This window comes from Bacillus sp. FSL W8-0848 (genome assembly GCF_038007805.1).
Taxonomy (GTDB): domain Bacteria; phylum Bacillota; class Bacilli; order Bacillales; family Bacillaceae; genus Bacillus; species Bacillus glycinifermentans.
In genome coordinates this window covers 206,985-224,440 of record NZ_JBBOYB010000001.1, presented here as the reverse complement: position 1 = coordinate 224,440, position 17,456 = coordinate 206,985, and the positions used below count along the sequence as shown (strand labels likewise).

Below are 17,456 nucleotides of genomic sequence, written 5' to 3'. Positions count from 1 at the left end.
AGTATCAAAACCACGGAGGTGCAGGCTATGTACGTGATTACAGGGGCAACCGGACGAACAGGCAGTGCAGTTGCAAACTATTTATTAGACAAAGGACAGCCGGTCAGAGTGATTGGCAGAAACCCGGAACGCTTACAGCGGTTTGTGCGTAAAGGAGCTGAGCCGTTTGTCTCTGAACCAGGAGATGCAACAAGGCTGATGAAGGCTTTTACCGGCGCAAAAGCAGTCTACGTGATGCTTCAGCCTAACTACATTGTGACGAGCACTGATTTTCGCGCTTACCAGACCCGCATTATCAATGCATTAATCCCTGCTCTGACACAAACAAAAATTAAGAATGTTGTGTCTCTCAGCAGCTGGGGAGCAGATCAAGAAGAAGGCACCGGATCAGTAGGAGGATTACACTTGCTCGAACAACGACTGAATCAAATAGAAGGGTTAAACGTTTTGCACTTACGGGCTGGATACTTCATGGAAAATTTACTTTCACAAATTCAAAACATTTTAATTCACGATGCCGCAAAAGGTCCTTTTCTCCCCGATGTTCAGTTTCCTATGATTGCCACACGGGACATTGGACAAATTGCAGGAGAAGCGATGCTAAAAGTTAACCATCAAGATCAACAAATAAGAGAGTTGCACGGCAGTTGTGACTTGAGTATGTCTGAAGCGGCGAGGCTCATAGGAAAAGCGATCGGCAAACCGAACCTCGGCTATATACAAACAACCGAAGAAACAGCCCGAAATGAAATGAGAAATCAAGGGTTTTCAGAACATATTATAGACCTTGTGTTAGAGACAGCACGGGCTCTGAATACAAAGCACATTCGAATGCTGGAACAGCGTTCATCCGAAAATACTACCCCGACGTCTTTTGACACGTTTATAAATGAAGTATTTAAACCTCAATATGAGAAGGAAGCACGGGTAAAATAAAAACTCCATTACTCTTTTATCCAGTTGAAGAAGAAGCTGCTATAATATGAAAAGGACAAACTCAGAACATCCAGACTGCCGCTCTATCATTATTTTGTTCTAAATAAAGAATAAAAGGAGCAGACTGCAATGGCATATTTTATCTGTGAAACATGCGGAGTCCAATACGCCAATCGTGCAGACAAACCGGCATCTTTTAGATATATATGGGTAGTAGCTAATTCCTTCAAACTCTACGATTTTTCTTCATCCTCCAGTATGTTGAATGGGCTTGAAGTTTGGCATTCTCTATAACTGCAAGAGCTTGAACTATAACCCTTTGAGCGACATCACTGTAAAAAGTACCTCCCATCATTTTTTTAATCAGTTCCTCAGCAATATCCAAACAGCCAATAGACTCTAAATCACTACCCAATCGTGCTCGATTGGGTAGGAGCAATAAAAAAACGCACTTTGATTTGGATAAATCAAAATACGAGACTATTAGGGAATAGCTATTAATTTTTTACAGATAACAACTATTACAATCGTTTATTTCATATTGTTCCTTGATTGTTATACAACGCATTTCCTTTCATAAGTTTATTAATCCCTTCAGTGTAATAAGGCATTCGTTGACTTGCTTGATCAATATCAACCCATTCTATTTTCAATATTTCTTGAGCATTTTTAATTACTGCTGTTCCTCCTACAATTTTTGCTTCAAATGTAAATAATATAGCGTGATGATTCCTCTCTATAAATTTCGCTTCATTAATAACTAGTATATTCCCTATTTCAACTTCTAGCCCTGTTTCTTCATACACCTCACGTACAGCAGCTTCTATTAGGTTTTCATCAAGTTCAACTCTTCCACCTGGAAGTGACCAATGCCCCTCATGATTATCTACCATTAATATCTGATTGAACTCATTTTTAATCAATGCATATACAACTTTAACTTCTTCCATGATAATCTCCTTTATATAAATATATTTTAACCGCATATTGGGCTTCTACATATTACTATAAAGGATATAAGATTGAGATGCGTTTTTATTTTCCTTAATCTAATGATGCTGTTTGTGTTAGCTGCCTGCGGGGGGCAACAAATATGATGATGCCATTAACAGCATAATAGATCGGTATAAAAAACAAAGCGAAAGGGTATATGAAGATGATGGTTTTTGTGGACTTTATTTATGTAGTACAGAAAAACAAATAAAAACTAAAATTTGTAGATTATTCAACAACAAGGGACAAAAAAGCTTTTTGTCTACTTTTGAGTGATTATTATGTAAACTCTTCTTTTGGTAATAACATTTATATAAATAAACTTAACAAAATAATGAAAGAAGGTGATCCCAAGCCAACTAACAACAAACCCAATAGATTAATCGCTGAGAAATCCCCATACCCCTGGGAAGAAGAAGCCTTCGAAAAAGCAAAACGCGAAAACAAGCCGGTGCTCGTCAGCATCGGCTATTCGACTTGCCACTGATCACATATACTGTACTAAATAAAAAGGCCTGGATGAAAATTCAATTCATCACAGGCTAGTGCCTAAAACAAAATTCTTTTCACCCATTGTCTGTATTTATTTCGAAAATACTTTTCTCTAAGAAAAGTTGTAAGTTAAGAAAATATAAGTGAGAACAGCTTAAAATGAAAATTTATTTGCTCCAGTTCTCCTCTATAAATCGAAGTACAGGTTGTAAATTGGTTTTGTTAGCAATTTCAATGACAACGGGAACAACAGAAGGGTCTGTTAAGGATAAGCTTGGGATTCGTGGATTTAACCGAAAAAAGCGATCACCCAGAAGATTAGAACTGACCATGGTTTCATAGTAACCTGATCCACTGCCGACAACCGAAAGGAATGGCAGCAAAGGTTCGTTGGGCGCTCGGTTCAGAAGCACTCCCCAATTTGGAGGAAGATTATCCAGATTTTTGGGGCGTATGTTATCTGCACTTACCATCCCCCACCCCCTCGTATCTCTTCTTAACCGAGTCGGGGCTTCACCTGTTCCGATGGATAATACCGCAATTTCATCCAACGGCACGTTGGCTTTACCCACTGCAAACGCGATACTTGGTGTACTAGGGTTCGCTGCTACTACATATCCATCCACGTAATTTTGATAGGCACGTTGCGTCGCGGGAGCACCGCTGCTCCGCAGTATGACATCACTCACTTTTTCATTTAAATAGGGAGAGCCAGGAAAATTGTGGAATAATACAGGAGTCCACCGATCCAGCTCAGGTGAGTATAATTTAAATGCAGGAACAACAATTCGTTTTTTTAAATTTTTAAGACGAAGATCTGACGGGAAAAAGTTTCGTACCGCTTTAATAAAACCTGAATATGGTAATTGCTGATTAAAAACAGGCCCTCCTGGCCGGGAAATACTGAATGCAGGCAGAATTTTTTCCTTAAAATATTGGAATGTCTCCTGCAGCGATCTTCCGCTTGCTAACGCAAGGGCCGTGAATGAACCGATTGAAGTTCCCGAAAATACATGGGTCTGACTTATTAATTTCGGGTTTTGTTTAACCAGTCTGCTCAACAGTTGCAAACTTAAAGCACCTAAGGTACCACCCCCATCAAAGGTCATGATCCGATATGTTGTCAAAGCTGATTTCTCCTTTCTAATTTGATCTATCATGCAGTATATGTTTATCCAGTGTCTGTTGTATGGATGGATACCTCTTGCGCTAAACGTTGTTCGATTTATTAATATTATTTGTTAGGACTCACATATCAACGAAAGTATTAAATTCAATACACGTGGTAAAGTAAGAAAGAGCAAAACGATATGAAAGAAGGTGATCCCATGCCAACTAACAATAAACCCAACAGATTAATCGCTGAGAAATCCCCATATTTACTCCAACACTCCCGTCAACTGGTACCCTGGGGAAAAGAAGAATTCGAAAAAGCAAAGCGCGCAAACAAACCGGTACTCGTCAGCATCGGCTATTGGCTTGCCATTGGGTGACATGTCTATTAAAGTAACCAAAATCGACAACCAAGGATCGTCGAGTACAAATTCCTGTGATTTTTTCAAAGATGGGTTAGAGAGAAGAAATTAACCGTAAGTAGTTGGAGGGATGATTGAAGTATGTTAACAAGAGAAGATATCTTTAAACACGTCAAAGAAAAATACGGTACATCGCCTGATTACCCGTGGAAGAAATACCCAAACTATGCCGCTTTGAGACATGAATCAAACAAAAAATGGTACGGTCTTATAATGAATGTTCCCCCGGAAAAATTAGGATTATATGGAAGTGACGAAATAGATATTCTGAATCTAAAATGTCCACCTGAAATAAGTGATAGTTTAAGAAACGGGGAAAATATCCTGCCCGGATATCATATGGATAAGGAACATTGGATTTCACTTGTTTTGGAACGTACAGATCCAGAAGGAGAAATTTATTACTTAATCGAGCAGAGCTTTCATTTAACCAAGTAAAGATAAAGAGTGCTCCCTGCTAATCAAGTTTAGGATATTATTGTTCTTTTCTCTGTGCCACAAACGGGCACATTTTCTTTAACAAGAAGGATTCTACTTAAACTAAGGGCGGAACATATTAGTCATATAAAACATGTTATGCGCATGTTTTAGCCTTACCAACTCTTCTAAACTTTTGGGCCCCACACGATTTGCTAAAGGCCGTTCTTGATCATACTCGCATCAAATAAAGATCTTCGAATCATAAAATCGCTTCCAAAGGTATTAACTGCCCATCATATAGTATGAGTGCTGATTTTCTCAAGTATAACATTTGAAGAACGTATGTTTTTGAATCTCGTTTATTCAATGTAATTTGAACTTGAATTTTTTTGTAAAGCAACGTTATCACAACATATAGTACGTAACCAAATATATATCAATAGACCAAAAATAAACTTATATTTCCTATGATGACACAATCAAACATTATATATATTTTTTCATTTTTTATGGAATAAACAACAGTTTTGTATTGTTTATGGTTAATGTGGCAACCTGAATATAATCAAATTGGAAAGAAGATGATCCTATTATAAATAAAGGTAAACCCGATAGATTAGTCGCTGAGAAGTCTCCGTACTTGCTTCAACATGCTCACAATCCTGTGGACTGGTCCCTTTTGGGAGAAGAAGCCTTCGAAAAAGCGAAACACGAGAACAAGCGCTTCTGATCAGTATCGGTTATTCGGCATGCCATTGGTGGCCTGGGATAATCAACTCGTGTATAACTCCATTAAAAGATAACGGAAGCCATTTTAAACGATAATACCATTTGTTCAAATAATACAGTTTACCTTTTATGTCATTCATTTTTTAAAACCTGTAATCCGCAACTATGCGGTAGCAGTTTTTTTTTGCTTGACTTAGAGTTAACTCTAAGTTGTAAACTAACTTTAATTAAAAGGGAGGGATGATGTTTGTTGTATTCCATTAGTAAAGCTGCTGAGAAGACTAGTATTAGTTCGTATACATTAAGATATTACGAAAAAATTGGGTTACTTCCACCACCAAAACGAAAAAACAGCGGAAGACGTTTTTATACAGAGACTGATATTCAGTTTATGACATTCCTTAAAAGTTTAAAGGAAACAGGTATGTCATTGGAGGATATTAATGAGTTTGTCAAAGACGGCTGCATTTTGGAAAAAATCAATTCGGATGTTAAATCGTCACAACTCTCCCCATCTATAAATAAACGTATTGAGATTTTAACCAAGCACTTAGAGAAAATGGAAATTAAAAAAAAGGAGCTGGAAGAAGTAATTTCTACTACAAAAGGAAAACTGGATACATATTATTCAATTTTGAAAGAGGAAGTGGAAAACAAATGAAACATTTAAATATATACCTGATGTTACTTGGCTTCTCTATTTTTACAGGAGCTACTTTTAATCTTGCAAAATATACAGTTGGATATTTTTCTCCATCGTCTTCTGCGGCATGGCGTTTCGGTTTAGCTGCTGCGGTGATGCTCATCATTTTGATTTTTACTGAAGGTATAAAGAAAAGTCAATTACGGAAGAATGCCGTTTCATACATTGCGCTTGGGATTATGGGGATATTTGGTTTTAACGCCTTGTTTTTTGTTGGGTTGAAATATACATCTCCCGTTAACGGAGCATTAATAATGGGTCTGAATCCTTTATTAACAGCAATTTTCGCTCGAATTATCTTAAAGGACAAAATTACAAAAAAACAAGTGCTCGGCATATTCTTTGCTTTCATCGGTGTATTGTTAGTCATTACACAAGGTTCTATCGAAACCATTAAAACCTTATCAATTTCAGGCGGAGATTTAATAATCTTTACAGGTAACGTTTGTTGGGCACTTTATGGTGTACTTGGACGTCGGTTTATAAAAGATGGTACTCCGCTATCTACAACCACTTATACGATGGTTATCGGTGCTGTTAGTTTAATAGTAGTTTCTTTATTTACATCGAATCCCGTTTCTTTATCAAACATCCCGATTGGAGTTTGGGGAGCAATTGCCTTTATGGCTTTCTTTACAAGTATTTTGGGTTACCTATGGTGGAATCAAGGGATTAAGGAGATTGGGGCAAGTAAAACATCTTTATTTTTCAACCTTGTTCCCGTTGTAACGATGATTATTACATTTGCCGTTGGAACACCGATAAAGGTATTTCAAGTTATTGGGGCTGGGTTAGTTATATTAGGCGTTTTAACTGCTTCGGGGGTAATACGTATTCCTAAGTACAATACTAAAGAACAGTCAGCTGTATAAAGAAATAGGGATTATTTTTGAGAAAATGTGTTAAGTTAAATATACACTAATATAGAAAGAAGGTGATCCCATGCCCACTAACAATACACCCAATAGATTAATCGCTGAGAAGTCTCCGTACTTGCTTCAACACGCCCATAACCCTGTAGACTGGTTCCCTTGGGGGGAAGAAGCATTTGAAAAAGCGAAAAGCGAAAACAAGCCTGTTCTCGTATCTATTGGGTATAGCTAGCCTTGGCTAATCTAAAGAACTTGCCATTGGTGCCATGTCATGGCCCATGAAAGCTTTGAAGACGAAGAAGTCGCCGAGCTTCTGAATGAGAAATACGTCGCCATTAAAGTCGATCGCGAGGAGCGGCCTGATGTTGATTCGATTTATATGACGATCTGCCAGATGATGACGGGGCAGGGCGGGTGGCCGCTGAATGTGTTTTTGACGCCTGAGCAAAAGCCGTTTTATGCGGGGACGTACTTTCCGAAGATGAGCCGCTTCAACCGTCCGGGATTTGTCGAGGTGCTGAAGCAGCTGTCAAATACGTTTGAGAAAAAACGGGATTATGTCGAAGATATCGCTGAAAAGGCGTCCAACAACCTGAAAATCAAAGCGAAAAGCGATGCCGGCGAAGCGCTGGAAGAGGATATCCTGAAGCGCACGTACCAGCAGCTGATGAACAGTTTTGACACGATATACGGCGGCTTTGGCAGCGCGCCGAAGTTCCCGATTCCTCACATGCTGACCTTTCTGCTCCGCTACCATCAATACAGCGGAGAGGAAAACGCCTTGTACAGCGTGACGAAAACGCTCGACAGCATGGCGAACGGGGGCATCTACGACCATATCGGCTACGGGTTTGCCCGTTATTCGACCGATCCGGAATGGCTCGTCCCCCATTTTGAGAAAATGCTCTATGACAATGCGTTGCTGCTGATCGCTTACACAGAAGCCTATCAGGTAACAAAACGCGAACGGTATAAACGGATTGCCGAGCAGATCATCGCGTTTATCCGCCGCGAGATGACAGATGACAGAGGCGCTTTTTACTCTGCGCTTGACGCCGACACAGAGGGTGTTGAAGGAAAATATTACATATGGTCAAAAGACGAAATTGAAGAAACGCTCGGCGATGAGCTCGGCACGCTGTACTGCGCCGTCTATGATATAACGGACGAAGGGAATTTCGAAGGGCACAATATTCCGAACTTGATCTATGCGAATCTTGAAGGGGTAAAGGAAGAGTTTTCGCTGACGGAAGCTGAACTGGGAGACAAGCTGGAAGAATCGAAGCAAAGGCTCTTCGAAAAACGCCAAGAAAGGGTATATCCCCATGTCGACGATAAGGTGCTGACATCGTGGAATGCTTTGATGATCGCCGGTCTCGCCAAAGCGGCGAAGGTGTTCGATGCCCCTGAATACTTGGAAATGGCGCGGACTGCAATGTCGTTTATCGAAGACGAATTAATCAAGGACGGGCGCGTTATGGTGCGCTACCGCGACGGTGAAGTGAAGAATAAAGGGTTTATCGATGATTACGCGTTTTTGTTATGGGCGTATCTCGAATTGTACGAAGCGTCGCTGAACCTCGACGATTTGCGAAAAGCGAAAGATTTAGCGGAAAAGATGATCGGGCTGTTCTGGGATGAGGATCACGGCGGTTTTTACTTTACGGGAAGCGACGCCGAGGCGCTTATCGTCCGAGATAAAGAAGTGTACGACGGTGCTTTGCCGTCCGGAAACGGCGTTGCCGCCGTCCAGCTGTTCCGTCTCGGACGGCTGACGGGCGACTTGTCATTGATCGATCGTGTATCCGGCATGTTTTCGGCGTTTCACGGGGACGTATCTGCTTACCCGAGCGGACATACAAACTTTCTCCAAAGTTTACTGAGCCATGTGATGCCGCAAAAAGAAATTGTTATCCTGGGCAAACGCGATGATCCTGACCGGAAAAAGATCGTTAAGGCATTGCAGCATGCCTTTCAGCCGACCTACGCCGTCCTGGCCGCAGAGTCTCCGGAAGATTTTAAAGGGGTTGCCGACTTTGCGGCGGACTATAAAGCGATCGGTGACAAAACGACCGTCTATATTTGCGAAAACTTCGCATGTCAACAGCCGACAACAGACATTAATGAAGCGCTGAAACGGCTTCTGTCCGTTTCATAAACGATGATAGCGGGAATAGCACCTGAAAGTTCACCAAAACTTTCAGAAAGGGGTTTTGACCATGAAGAAAAACGTGATGTCAGTGCTCGCCGTTTCCGCAGTTGTCGGTGTCGCCTCTTATATGCTTAAGGACCAGGCCAACAGGCAAAAACTCAAGGAATGCTTGCAGAATATGAAGGCAAAACTGCCGTCTTTGCCGCAAAAGCAAGATACGGCGTCATTCCCGGTCGAAAAGGCGGGGCATCCGCACCCGCATGATATCGAAGACAACAAAATGGTCTCTGAAGGCTCAATGTATCCGGTTCAATATTACGATCAAAAGAAAAAATAACATTAAGAAAAGCTGCCGCGGCGCGCGGCAGCTTTTCTTAATGCCTCTGCAAAAATTCCAGGCGATTGCCGAACGGATCATTGACATAAAATCTTGCCGCTCCTTCTAACGGTTCGCCCTCCGTTATTTGTACACCGTGTTGTTTTAATGTTTGTTTCAGCTTCTTGATGTCGGTTGCGCTTTCAAGGCAGGGGTAAAAGGTTCTTGCATGCCGATGTGAAGCTCGTGCGGACCGCACTGAAACCAAACTCCTCCGCGTTTCTTTAAATTCTCCGGCTTTGGAATCTCCCGCATCCCTAATACGTTCGAGAAAAATTGTCTGCATTCATTCTCGCTGCCCTTGGGAGCTGCAATTTGCACATGGTCGATACCTGAAAACATCGAATCCCCTCTTTTCAGTTTTACTTTAGAATATCACAAAAAAACTGCCACAGAATGGCAGCTTAAATGTTATGCTCAAAGCAATAATGATTGACCAGCTCCTCAATCAAATCGTGCTCAGGGAACTCGCCGGAAAATTCGAATCGGATTTCCTCGACAAACCGCCCGCGCCGGTATACATGGATCGCCCCGTTCTGTCTTGTCACGCTGAACTCGGGCTCAAACGTATAGCCGTTCCGCTCGATCGCGCCCATCTCGCCTCGCCCGCCTTTCAAAACAACAATTCGTATACTTCATTTAACTCTCTCGTCCGCTTGTGGTCTTGTTCGTTCAGCGCATATGTCATTTCATGTTCGAGCACTTCGTTCAAAAAAGCGGCTTCCCGCTCATCCAGATGCCTGACAAACTCTTCTTCATTTTCGTACTGCCGGGAAACGATTTTTTTGTAAATCCTCTGGCCCATGTCGTGTTCAAGATGGTTTGACAATGACTCCCGCAAATACCCCAATGTTGTATCCATGCTTTGATCTCCTTTTTTACCCATAGGTTGAGTGAATTTGCCGTCAATCATGCATGTTTAAAATTTCCTTACCCTATGCAGACGATAAAAACTTCCGTCTTCCGATACGATAAGAGCCCAAAGCCACGAAGACCGAAAAAGCGGCAACGAGAAAGACAACCTTTCCCCCGTACAAGCCGAGAATCATTCCTCCAATCCAAGGCCCTAGAAACTCCCCTATGTTATACAGGTTTTGGACGCCGTAATAAGCGCCTCTCATATGCTCTGGCGCCAGCTCATCCAAAAGTACGTTCATGGAAGGAAAAAATAATATTTCGCCTGTGGTCAGGACAAACATTGAAAGGAAAAAAGCCAGCCAGCCATCGGAAAGGGAAAAGCCGATATTGCCTAACATGCAGCATACGGTTCCCATCGATATCGCCGTTAACGGCTTCGATTTTTCAAACAAACGGGTGAGCGGCATTTGCAGCACGATAACGGTGACTGCGTTTAACGTGATTAAAGCCGAGAACAGTTTGACGCCGTTGGAAACATCGTGATTGAGATACTGAAGCAGCGTGCTTCCCATTTGAGAATAGCTGAACATCAAGAGAACGCCTCCGGCTATATAAAAATGAAGAGCCACATCCCCTTTTACCGTTTTCCAAACGGAACCTGCCGGGACTTGTTTTAACTCTGATTTTGTTTGTTTCATCATAATGTTCTGCATCATCCGGCTTAGCAAAACAGCATAGCAAAAATAAACAACACCAGTGATTATAAACGGAGCTCCCGTTTTAGCCAGTCCCAAATATGTGCCCAATAACGGACCGACAGCGGCTCCGACATTGATCGCTAAATAGCGCAAAGAGAAAATGCGGAACCTCATATCGCGATCGGACAATTCCGCCATCAGTGCTTTTGAAACAGGTTCAAAACATGAATGGCAAAGTCCGTTCAATACATTCAATAGCATAAATGAAACAAGATCGTGAACAGGCCCAAACAGAACAAACACGATGCTCCATACAAAGATTGATGACAGCATCACTTTTTTTCTGCCGATTTTGTCTGACAGCGTCCCTCCGATGACCCCTCCGACAGTACTGGAGAAGTACCCCAAACCGATAACCAGTCCGATGACTCCAAAATCCGCTCCTGTCTCAACATGTAAGTAGAGAGCCAAAAACGGCGTTGTCATAGCTTTTGCCGCCCTTGTCACAAGCGTCCCGATGAGTAAAAAGCGAATAAGCGGATGCAGACGGTTAAATAATTTTAATTGAGAAAGCATCAGCCGCTTTTTTCCCAAACGATTTTATCGTCGAACCATTTTGCAAGCTGATGAATCCGGGTTTTCAATTCGTCTTCTGTTTTCCCGGTTACAAGACAGCTTACAATCGCATCTACGCTGGATGATGAGCCTTGAAATGCTTGTCCGGGCTTTGCCGATAGCTTATGCTTTGTGATCCAGTCAAAAGAAGGGATTGGCGGAATGTCTTTCAGAACGCCGGCTTTCGGAGGGATCAACATCCAACCGCTTAACATGTCGGACCTTTGTCAATTCCTTTTGGAATATTGGACTTTAATCCGCATTGCGCTCTGACGCATACTTCATTAATATCAAAGCCAAAAGCCTGGGCCGTCGCCTCACGCACCATGGCGCCCCCAGTTCTGCTGGCAATTTCGCAAAAAACGAGTTCGTCTTCAGGTGTATGAAAGACTTCGGCGTGAAATGTCATCGTTTCAGGAACAGGCAGGGCATCAAGAGCCTTTTGAACGAAGCTGGTCAGCCGGGAAGCAAGCGGATTTGCGGGTTCAAGCTGGTTGCTCGCCAAAAACCGGCCGCTTTGAAATGCCAAGCATCCATTGATATACCGGGACGGCCAACTCAGGACAACCTCCCCTTCCAATATAAGCCCGTCGATATGATACATATCTCCTTCAATAAATGATTCAACCTCAAGATGATCTTGAAGGCCGTTTGATAGGAAGCCCAACATCTCCTGGCGGTTCGTTAAAACGGCTGTATCCACTGACCCCGAGCCATAAACGGGCTTTATCACAATCGGAAAGCCGGAAGATTGGATAAATGTATATACGTCGGCCGCGGTCTCGATTTTCTTAAAATTAGGCACCCGCACACCTGCACTTTGTAATCGTTCTTTCATCAACACCTTGTTGCGGAACAGCAATCCGCTTTCATAAGACTGCCCTTTAATTCCCAGCATGGTCCTCAGCTTCCCAGCTCTCAGCACATCATATTCCGAGCTTGCTTTCGAATTGATATGTATCGTGCAGCTCTAGTGCGCGAATTTCGATGCATCCATTTACGGGATAATGGTCAAACGATTCAATAACGTCGTAATTTCTGCATTCATCGGCGCGGTCGGATGATGTCAGCATCACAATCGGCTTATTCAATTCCATCAACCATACATCATACGGAGACTTCGAATAAGCCGTTTTATTCAGAAAATAGTAAAAGTATTTAGATAACTCTAATATATCTTTGTTTACCAATCATCAATATTATTTATGAATCGAGTGGAAAAACATGAATCTTCACGCATTGCGATTGTTCTACACTGTAGCCGCACCGGAGCTGCAAACGAGCTGAAAATCAGTCAGCCGGCTGTAACTGCGCAAATTAAAAAGCTAGAGCGCGACATCAACTGCACGCTGCTCGTTTCTAAAGGCAGAGGCATTTTATTAACCCCAACAGGCGTTGAGCTTGCAAAACAAGCCAAACGGCTTTTTTCCCTTGAGGAGGAAATCGAATCTTACCTCGACCAAGTAAAAAAAGGGGCGATTGGCAAGGTGCGAATCGTCGCCACATACCTTCCGGCCAATTTTTTGCTGCCGAAATGGATCAGCCGCTTTAAACAGCTCTATCCTGAAACAGAAGTAGAAATCTCGACCATGAATTATCAAAAGGCGATCGATCAACTGATTAATTATGAAGCAGACATCGGCTTCATTGGGGGCATGACGGAGTTCAGCCCGCTGATTAAAGGAAGATTGCTTTTTGAGGATGACATGTTATTCGTCGTCAATCAAAAACATAAGTTTGCCTCACAGCACGTGACATTGGAGGATATTGTAAAAGAGCCGTTCGTCTTTCGCGAGGAAGGAAGTTTTTCACGGGAAAAATTGATTTCGCTGTGCAGCCTGCATAATGCAGGGAAACCAAACATGGGCGTACAAATAAACGGATTGAACGAAACAATCAGAACAGTGATGGAGGGATATGGCGTGACGTTCGCATCTGCTCTTGAAGTAAACTAATATATCGCCCGAGGAGATATTGCAAAGATTCATGTCGATAAAGCAGTAATAAAGAACCCCATTTCATTATGCATTAGGACGGAGGATCACCTTTCTCCATCTGCCCTTAACTTTATTCAAATGATTGATTAGAGCTGAGGAAGCCCCTCAGTCCGAACCGATCATTCGGCCGCTGAATATTAAATCGTTTCAAACGGCCATTAGCTTTCACCTTCCATCAAACCGGCTTCTTTACAAAGCTCGACAAGCTGGTGCATGCCGTAAAACTGCCGGCGATTGCGCTGATGAATGCTTTCCAGTGCATGTTCGGTGACTTGCTTTGCCTTTTCAATGCTTTGGTGTTCAACAGCCTGTACGATTTCCTTCATATTTTCCAAAAAGTAGACGGTCCTTCTCAATGTGCGGATCAATAAAATTTGCCTGACATGCACCGGTGTGAAAAGCCGGTAGCCATTCTCGGGGTCTCTCTCGGGGGTGATCAGGCCTTCTTTTTCCCAGTGGCGGATGGCTGATGTCTGTACGTTGGTGAGGGCGGCTGCTTCCCCGATCGTCATGCGGCGTTTCATCTTGTGGCCCGGGACAATCGGAAGGTCGGGATCCCGCAATATGGCAAGCGTTTGATCGGCGACGGCTTTTTCCTCATGCAAGTCGGCCTGCTCTTTATTCACGAGCCAGAAGGCCGCATCAATATCACCGTTTTGAATATGACGCAGCACCTTGCATGTAACGCTTACACCAAATGCAGGAAACATGGCGCGAAGACAGCGGAAATAAGCTAAATGCAGGGAAGTATAAAGGCGGTAGCCGTTTTCGGCCCGCTCAGGCGCGGGAACGACGCCCCATGATTCATAATGGCGCAAAGCGCTCGTGCTGATGTTCAGCTTCCTGGCAATCTCAATCGGTTTGTAATAACGCATCTCCCATCCTCCCCATCGGTTTCAGTCAACCTTCACTATACCAGACAGCCCTTCTTCCAGACAAACATTAGAGAAAAATCTTAAAGTGCTGTGATAATCTCCATATTAATAAAAATCAGCGATTACAACCGGACCTTATCACTTGCATCAAGCTTGTAAAATAGATGGTGTAAGACCTGAATTCGAAAATAAAGGAGACCGACATGAAGATTTTTCATGAAGTACCGAATCCGCGGGAGTATCTTGGATTAAGGAATTGTACAAAAGATGAGGATATGGTCAAAACGGCTTTAGAGCACTCAATTTTTTCAGCGATCATCAGAGACGATCACTCAGAGCTCATCGGCATGGGAAGAATTATCGGTGATGGCGGGCGCTTTTTCCAAATCGTTGATGTGGCCGTCAAACCGTCTGAACAGGAAGAAGAAATAAAGCACATGATCATGGACGAAATCATGGATTTTCTCCGGCAGAACGCTCCCCTGGGCGCCGAAGTGCTGATGATGGCCGACGTTCCGTCGATCCCTTTTTATCAGACATTTGGATTTCAATATACGTATCCAAAGTCAATCAGCCTGTCGAAAACCCTTTAGGCGATCGTTTCGAGAAAAACCTTAAAGGACGTTGCTAATCTTCATCGTCTATTTCCGTATTTTTTATCCCTTAACTTTGGCACTTGCATGAGTGTTATAGAATAGGTAGTACCCCGGGGAAAAAGGATCTGCCAAGGAGGGCTTTTTGAGTGAAGGATCGTATTCGTATTCAAGGAGCAAGAGAAAACAACTTAAAAAATGTGTCGCTGGACATTCCCAAGCATCAATTCGTAGTCGTAACCGGACCATCCGGATCAGGAAAGTCGACGCTTGCATTGGACATTTTGCAGCGGGAGTGTCAGCGGCAATACATGGAATCAAGCGGAATGTCGGGAGATTCGATTGAAAAGCCGAAAGTCGATTCGATCGCCGGACTGTCTCCCTCAATTTCAATCGGCCAGCATGCGGCAAACCGCAATCCGCGTTCAACGGTCGGAACGGTGACTGACATGTACACGTATTTGCGGCTCGTGTTTCAAAAGATTGGCGAAAGGCGCTGCCGACAATGCCAGGCCGTCATTCCCCCTGCATCCGTTGATGGGCCGGAGACGGTTTTCTGCCCGGTTTGTCACCATCCTCATCCCCCGCTGACCAAATCGGACTTTTCTTTCAACACCCCTGACGGTGCATGTCCGGAGTGCAGCGGCCTCGGTACGGCGGTCGAGATTGACATCGACGCCGTATTTGAAAAAGAGAAGAGCATTAAAGGAGGCGCCGTCACTTTTTGGTACGACATGATGAGTGAATATCAGGCGGGCATTCTGGAAGCAGCGGGCAGACACTACGGATTTGAAATGAGCGGGGATCAGCCTTTGTCCGCATACAACGAGACGCAGTGGGATTTGTTGCTGTACGGTGTTGAAAGCGAAGCCTTTTCCCGCCGCTTCCCAGATATCGCGCCACCGAAAACTGTCGGAAAAGGCAAGTTTGAAGGCGTCTTAACCGGAATGTGGCGGCGCTATAAGGAAAAGGAAGGACAATCGGGTGAAGCCGCATATTTTATCACACAGCCATGTACGGATTGCGGCGGCGAACGGTTAAATGAAGAAAGCCGCCGTGTCACGGTAATGGGCAAAACTTTGCCCAACCTTTCAAACGGTTCGCTGGCCGAGCTTCACGGCTGGATCGAGCGTCTGCAATCGAAGCTTCAGCAGGAAAAAGATGCGCTTCTTGAGACGGTGCTTCATGATTTGCTGATCAAAGTAAAACGGGTGATCAATGTCGGCCTCGGCTATTTATCCCTGGATCGGAATTCAGTGTCTCTTTCAGGAGGTGAAACACAGCGCCTCAGACTCGCTTCGATTCTCGGGTCAGGCCTGACCGGTGTCTTGTATTTACTGGATGAACCGACCTCCGGACTCCATCCGAAGGACACAGACGGCCTCATCCGCGTCATGAAAGACCTGCGGGACCTCGGCAATACCGTCGTTGTCATCGAACATGACGAACGCGTCATACAGGAAGCCGATCATGTGATTGATATCGGCCCGGGCGCCGGGCGGTTCGGAGGAGAAATCGTCGGGCAAGGAACGCTGAAAGAGCTGCTGGAACAGCCTCATTCCGTCACAGGCCGTTATTTTAAAGAAAAAAGAACAACTGCTTCAAAAGGACGCAAAGGCAACGGAAAACACATAACGATTCATGAGGCAGACCGCCACAATTTACGGGCTGTCACGGTATCGTTTCCGCTCGGGTGCCTGGTATCGGTCACAGGCGTCTCAGGATCGGGCAAGTCAACGCTGATCTTCGACTTGCTCGCCCAGGCTGAAAAAGGAAAAACAAACGTACAGGGCTGCAGAATGATCACAGGAATGGATGCGGTTGAAAATGTGGTCAAAGTCGGCCAGGCCCCCATTTCCCGAATGCAGCGTTCAAGCGTCTCCACCTATATCGATTTATACACCCTCCTGCGCAAATTGTTTGCTGCACAGCCAGAGGCTAAAGAAAAGGGCTTGAAAGCGAACAGCTTCTCCTTTAATACGCCGGGCGGAAGATGCGACAGATGCGAAGGGCTTGGACAAGTCTCGGTAGATATGCATTTTCTCTCTCATTTGCAAGTCGCTTGCCCGGACTGCCGCAGCAAAAGATTCAACCGGGAAGTCCTGACCGTCAAATATAAAGGGCATTCGATCGCAGATATCCTTGAGTTGTGCATCGAAGAGAGCCTCTCTCTATTTACTGAACAAAAGAAAATCACAAAACTGCTGAAGCTTTTATGCGAAGTCGGCCTTGGATATTTGCAATGGGGACAGCAGGTTACGACCCTTTCCGGCGGGGAAGGCCAGCGCTTAAAGCTTGCAAAAGAGCTCAGCAAATCCGCTTCGGGACACAATCTGTATCTCTTGGACGAACCGTCGGCAGGACTGCACCATCTTGATGTGCAAAATCTCCGCTTGCTCCTGGATAAACTGGTTGATGCCGGGCATACGGTGATCATGGTCGAACACAATACCGACTTAATCGGGGCTTCTGATTGGGTCATCGATATGGGTCCCGGCGGCGGAGCCGACGGGGGCAAAGTGGTGGCCAGCGGTGCGCCGAGAGAAGTCGCATGCATCAAAGAGTCGGTTACAGGCGCTTTCTTACATGCATAAAAGCCAATAAAAAAACAC

Annotated in this window: 17 protein-coding genes and 6 pseudogenes; 12 read left to right on the top strand and 11 right to left on the bottom strand. The window is 44.0% G+C overall.

What is annotated here, in order from left to right:
* The first annotated feature begins 27 nt into the window (after positions 1-27).
* Entirely contained in the window at positions 28-936 is a 909-nt protein-coding gene (locus tag NSQ39_RS01295) for an NmrA family NAD(P)-binding protein (protein ID WP_175075341.1), read from the top strand.
* Positions 937-1,146: 210 nt separating this feature from the next.
* Here NSQ39_RS01295 and NSQ39_RS01290 read toward each other — a convergent pair.
* Both NSQ39_RS01290 and NSQ39_RS01285 read right to left on the bottom strand, forming a co-directional pair.
* A pseudogene (locus tag NSQ39_RS01290) lies at positions 1,147-1,375 on the bottom strand (hypothetical protein); the annotation flags it as partial.
* A gap of 97 nt (positions 1,376-1,472) precedes the next feature.
* Positions 1,473-1,886 (bottom strand): NUDIX hydrolase, encoded by a 414-nt coding sequence (locus tag NSQ39_RS01285; RefSeq protein WP_175075342.1) that lies wholly within the window; start codon positions 1,884-1,886, stop codon positions 1,473-1,475.
* 377 nt (positions 1,887-2,263) lie between these two features.
* On the opposite strand from NSQ39_RS01285, the pseudogene NSQ39_RS01280 reads away from it, so the two are divergent.
* Positions 2,264-2,413, top strand: a pseudogene (locus tag NSQ39_RS01280) (DUF255 domain-containing protein); the annotation flags it as partial.
* Between the two features lie 175 nt (positions 2,414-2,588).
* Here the strand turns inward: NSQ39_RS01280 and NSQ39_RS01275 are convergent.
* On the bottom strand, positions 2,589-3,548 hold the full coding sequence (locus NSQ39_RS01275) for a patatin-like phospholipase family protein (RefSeq protein WP_175075344.1): 960 nt from the start codon (positions 3,546-3,548) through the stop codon (positions 2,589-2,591).
* Positions 3,549-3,749: 201 nt separating this feature from the next.
* Here NSQ39_RS01275 and NSQ39_RS01270 point away from each other — a divergent pair.
* The 7 genes and pseudogenes from NSQ39_RS01270 to NSQ39_RS01240 all read left to right on the top strand — a co-directional run.
* Positions 3,750-3,896 (top strand): annotated as a pseudogene (locus NSQ39_RS01270) (DUF255 domain-containing protein); the annotation flags it as partial.
* A gap of 141 nt (positions 3,897-4,037) precedes the next feature.
* Positions 4,038-4,394, top strand: coding sequence for an MmcQ/YjbR family DNA-binding protein (locus tag NSQ39_RS01265; protein ID WP_175075345.1), 357 nt, complete (start codon positions 4,038-4,040; stop codon positions 4,392-4,394).
* Between the two features lie 571 nt (positions 4,395-4,965).
* Positions 4,966-5,201: pseudogene (locus NSQ39_RS01260) on the top strand (DUF255 domain-containing protein).
* Positions 5,202-5,352: 151 nt separating this feature from the next.
* Positions 5,353-5,766: a MerR family transcriptional regulator gene (locus tag NSQ39_RS01255; RefSeq protein ID WP_019260039.1), complete on the top strand. Its 414-nt coding sequence runs from the start codon at positions 5,353-5,355 to the stop codon at positions 5,764-5,766.
* Positions 5,763-6,680: a DMT family transporter gene (locus NSQ39_RS01250; protein ID WP_175075346.1), complete on the top strand. Its 918-nt coding sequence runs from the start codon at positions 5,763-5,765 to the stop codon at positions 6,678-6,680. Before NSQ39_RS01255 ends, NSQ39_RS01250 begins: the two co-directional genes overlap by 4 nt.
* 70 nt (positions 6,681-6,750) lie before the next feature.
* Positions 6,751-8,838 (top strand): annotated as a pseudogene (locus NSQ39_RS01245) (thioredoxin domain-containing protein).
* Positions 8,839-8,899: 61 nt separating this feature from the next.
* Positions 8,900-9,169 (top strand): hypothetical protein, encoded by a 270-nt coding sequence (locus NSQ39_RS01240; protein ID WP_175075349.1) that lies wholly within the window; start codon positions 8,900-8,902, stop codon positions 9,167-9,169.
* Positions 9,170-9,206: 37 nt separating this feature from the next.
* Here NSQ39_RS01240 and NSQ39_RS01235 read toward each other — a convergent pair.
* The 7 genes and pseudogenes from NSQ39_RS01235 to NSQ39_RS01205 all read right to left on the bottom strand — a co-directional run bounded on the left by NSQ39_RS01235 (position 9,207) and on the right by NSQ39_RS01205 (position 12,476).
* Positions 9,207-9,550 (bottom strand): annotated as a pseudogene (locus tag NSQ39_RS01235) (VOC family protein).
* A 62-nt stretch (positions 9,551-9,612) separates the two neighbouring features.
* Positions 9,613-9,804 carry a YbxH family protein gene (locus tag NSQ39_RS01230; protein ID WP_046129111.1) on the bottom strand — a complete coding sequence of 64 codons (192 nt, stop codon included), beginning with the start codon at positions 9,802-9,804 and terminating at the stop codon, positions 9,613-9,615.
* A 17-nt stretch (positions 9,805-9,821) separates the two neighbouring features.
* Positions 9,822-10,070 (bottom strand): sigma-G-dependent sporulation-specific acid-soluble spore protein CsgA, encoded by a 249-nt coding sequence (locus tag NSQ39_RS01225; protein ID WP_046129112.1) that lies wholly within the window; start codon positions 10,068-10,070, stop codon positions 9,822-9,824.
* Positions 10,071-10,143: 73 nt separating this feature from the next.
* Positions 10,144-11,340, bottom strand: coding sequence for an MDR family MFS transporter (locus NSQ39_RS01220; protein ID WP_175075350.1), 1,197 nt, complete (start codon positions 11,338-11,340; stop codon positions 10,144-10,146).
* On the bottom strand, positions 11,340-11,576 hold the full coding sequence (locus NSQ39_RS01215) for a hypothetical protein (protein ID WP_236809525.1): 237 nt from the start codon (positions 11,574-11,576) through the stop codon (positions 11,340-11,342). The genes NSQ39_RS01220 and NSQ39_RS01215 overlap by 1 nt, the downstream gene beginning before the upstream one ends.
* 11 nt (positions 11,577-11,587) lie before the next feature.
* Complete coding sequence (locus NSQ39_RS01210) at positions 11,588-12,277, bottom strand: ATP-grasp domain-containing protein (RefSeq protein WP_236809526.1); 690 nt, start codon at positions 12,275-12,277, stop codon at positions 11,588-11,590.
* A gap of 28 nt (positions 12,278-12,305) precedes the next feature.
* Positions 12,306-12,476 (bottom strand): hypothetical protein, encoded by a 171-nt coding sequence (locus NSQ39_RS01205; RefSeq protein WP_236809527.1) that lies wholly within the window; start codon positions 12,474-12,476, stop codon positions 12,306-12,308.
* Between the two features lie 108 nt (positions 12,477-12,584).
* Here NSQ39_RS01205 and NSQ39_RS01200 point away from each other — a divergent pair, with 108 nt between their 5' ends.
* Positions 12,585-13,334 carry a LysR family transcriptional regulator gene (locus NSQ39_RS01200; RefSeq protein WP_236809528.1) on the top strand — a complete coding sequence of 250 codons (750 nt, stop codon included), beginning with the start codon at positions 12,585-12,587 and terminating at the stop codon, positions 13,332-13,334.
* Positions 13,335-13,534: 200 nt separating this feature from the next.
* On the opposite strand, the gene NSQ39_RS01195 is transcribed toward NSQ39_RS01200, so the two are convergent.
* Positions 13,535-14,251, bottom strand: coding sequence for a TioE family transcriptional regulator (locus tag NSQ39_RS01195; RefSeq protein WP_175075351.1), 717 nt, complete (start codon positions 14,249-14,251; stop codon positions 13,535-13,537).
* Positions 14,252-14,454: 203 nt separating this feature from the next.
* Between NSQ39_RS01195 and NSQ39_RS01190 the strand changes: the two genes are divergently transcribed.
* Together NSQ39_RS01190 and uvrA are read left to right on the top strand one after the other, a co-directional pair.
* Positions 14,455-14,844 carry a GNAT family N-acetyltransferase gene (locus NSQ39_RS01190; protein WP_175075352.1) on the top strand — a complete coding sequence of 130 codons (390 nt, stop codon included), beginning with the start codon at positions 14,455-14,457 and terminating at the stop codon, positions 14,842-14,844.
* A gap of 149 nt (positions 14,845-14,993) precedes the next feature.
* A complete protein-coding gene (gene uvrA / locus NSQ39_RS01185) occupies positions 14,994-17,438 on the top strand; it encodes an excinuclease ABC subunit UvrA (RefSeq protein ID WP_175075353.1) in 2,445 nt (814 codons plus the stop codon).
* Positions 17,439-17,456 lie beyond the last annotated feature (18 nt).

Coding starts and splice junctions, on each gene's coding strand:
- NSQ39_RS01200 (WP_236809528.1), top strand. CDS start 12,585: ATGAATCGAGTGGAAAAACATGAATCTTCACGCATTGCGATTGTTCTA.
- NSQ39_RS01210 (WP_236809526.1), bottom strand. CDS start 12,277: ATGCTGGGAATTAAAGGGCAGTCTTATGAAAGCGGATTGCTGTTCCGC.
- NSQ39_RS01240 (WP_175075349.1), top strand. CDS start 8,900: ATGAAGAAAAACGTGATGTCAGTGCTCGCCGTTTCCGCAGTTGTCGGT.
- NSQ39_RS01205 (WP_236809527.1), bottom strand. CDS start 12,476: ATGGAATTGAATAAGCCGATTGTGATGCTGACATCATCCGACCGCGCC.
- NSQ39_RS01195 (WP_175075351.1), bottom strand. CDS start 14,251: ATGCGTTATTACAAACCGATTGAGATTGCCAGGAAGCTGAACATCAGC.
- NSQ39_RS01250 (WP_175075346.1), top strand. CDS start 5,763: ATGAAACATTTAAATATATACCTGATGTTACTTGGCTTCTCTATTTTT.
- NSQ39_RS01265 (WP_175075345.1), top strand. CDS start 4,038: ATGTTAACAAGAGAAGATATCTTTAAACACGTCAAAGAAAAATACGGT.
- NSQ39_RS01225 (WP_046129112.1), bottom strand. CDS start 10,070: ATGGATACAACATTGGGGTATTTGCGGGAGTCATTGTCAAACCATCTT.
- NSQ39_RS01190 (WP_175075352.1), top strand. CDS start 14,455: ATGAAGATTTTTCATGAAGTACCGAATCCGCGGGAGTATCTTGGATTA.
- NSQ39_RS01220 (WP_175075350.1), bottom strand. CDS start 11,340: ATGCTTTCTCAATTAAAATTATTTAACCGTCTGCATCCGCTTATTCGC.
- NSQ39_RS01295 (WP_175075341.1), top strand. CDS start 28: ATGTACGTGATTACAGGGGCAACCGGACGAACAGGCAGTGCAGTTGCA.
- NSQ39_RS01230 (WP_046129111.1), bottom strand. CDS start 9,804: ATGGGCGCGATCGAGCGGAACGGCTATACGTTTGAGCCCGAGTTCAGC.
- NSQ39_RS01285 (WP_175075342.1), bottom strand. CDS start 1,886: ATGGAAGAAGTTAAAGTTGTATATGCATTGATTAAAAATGAGTTCAAT.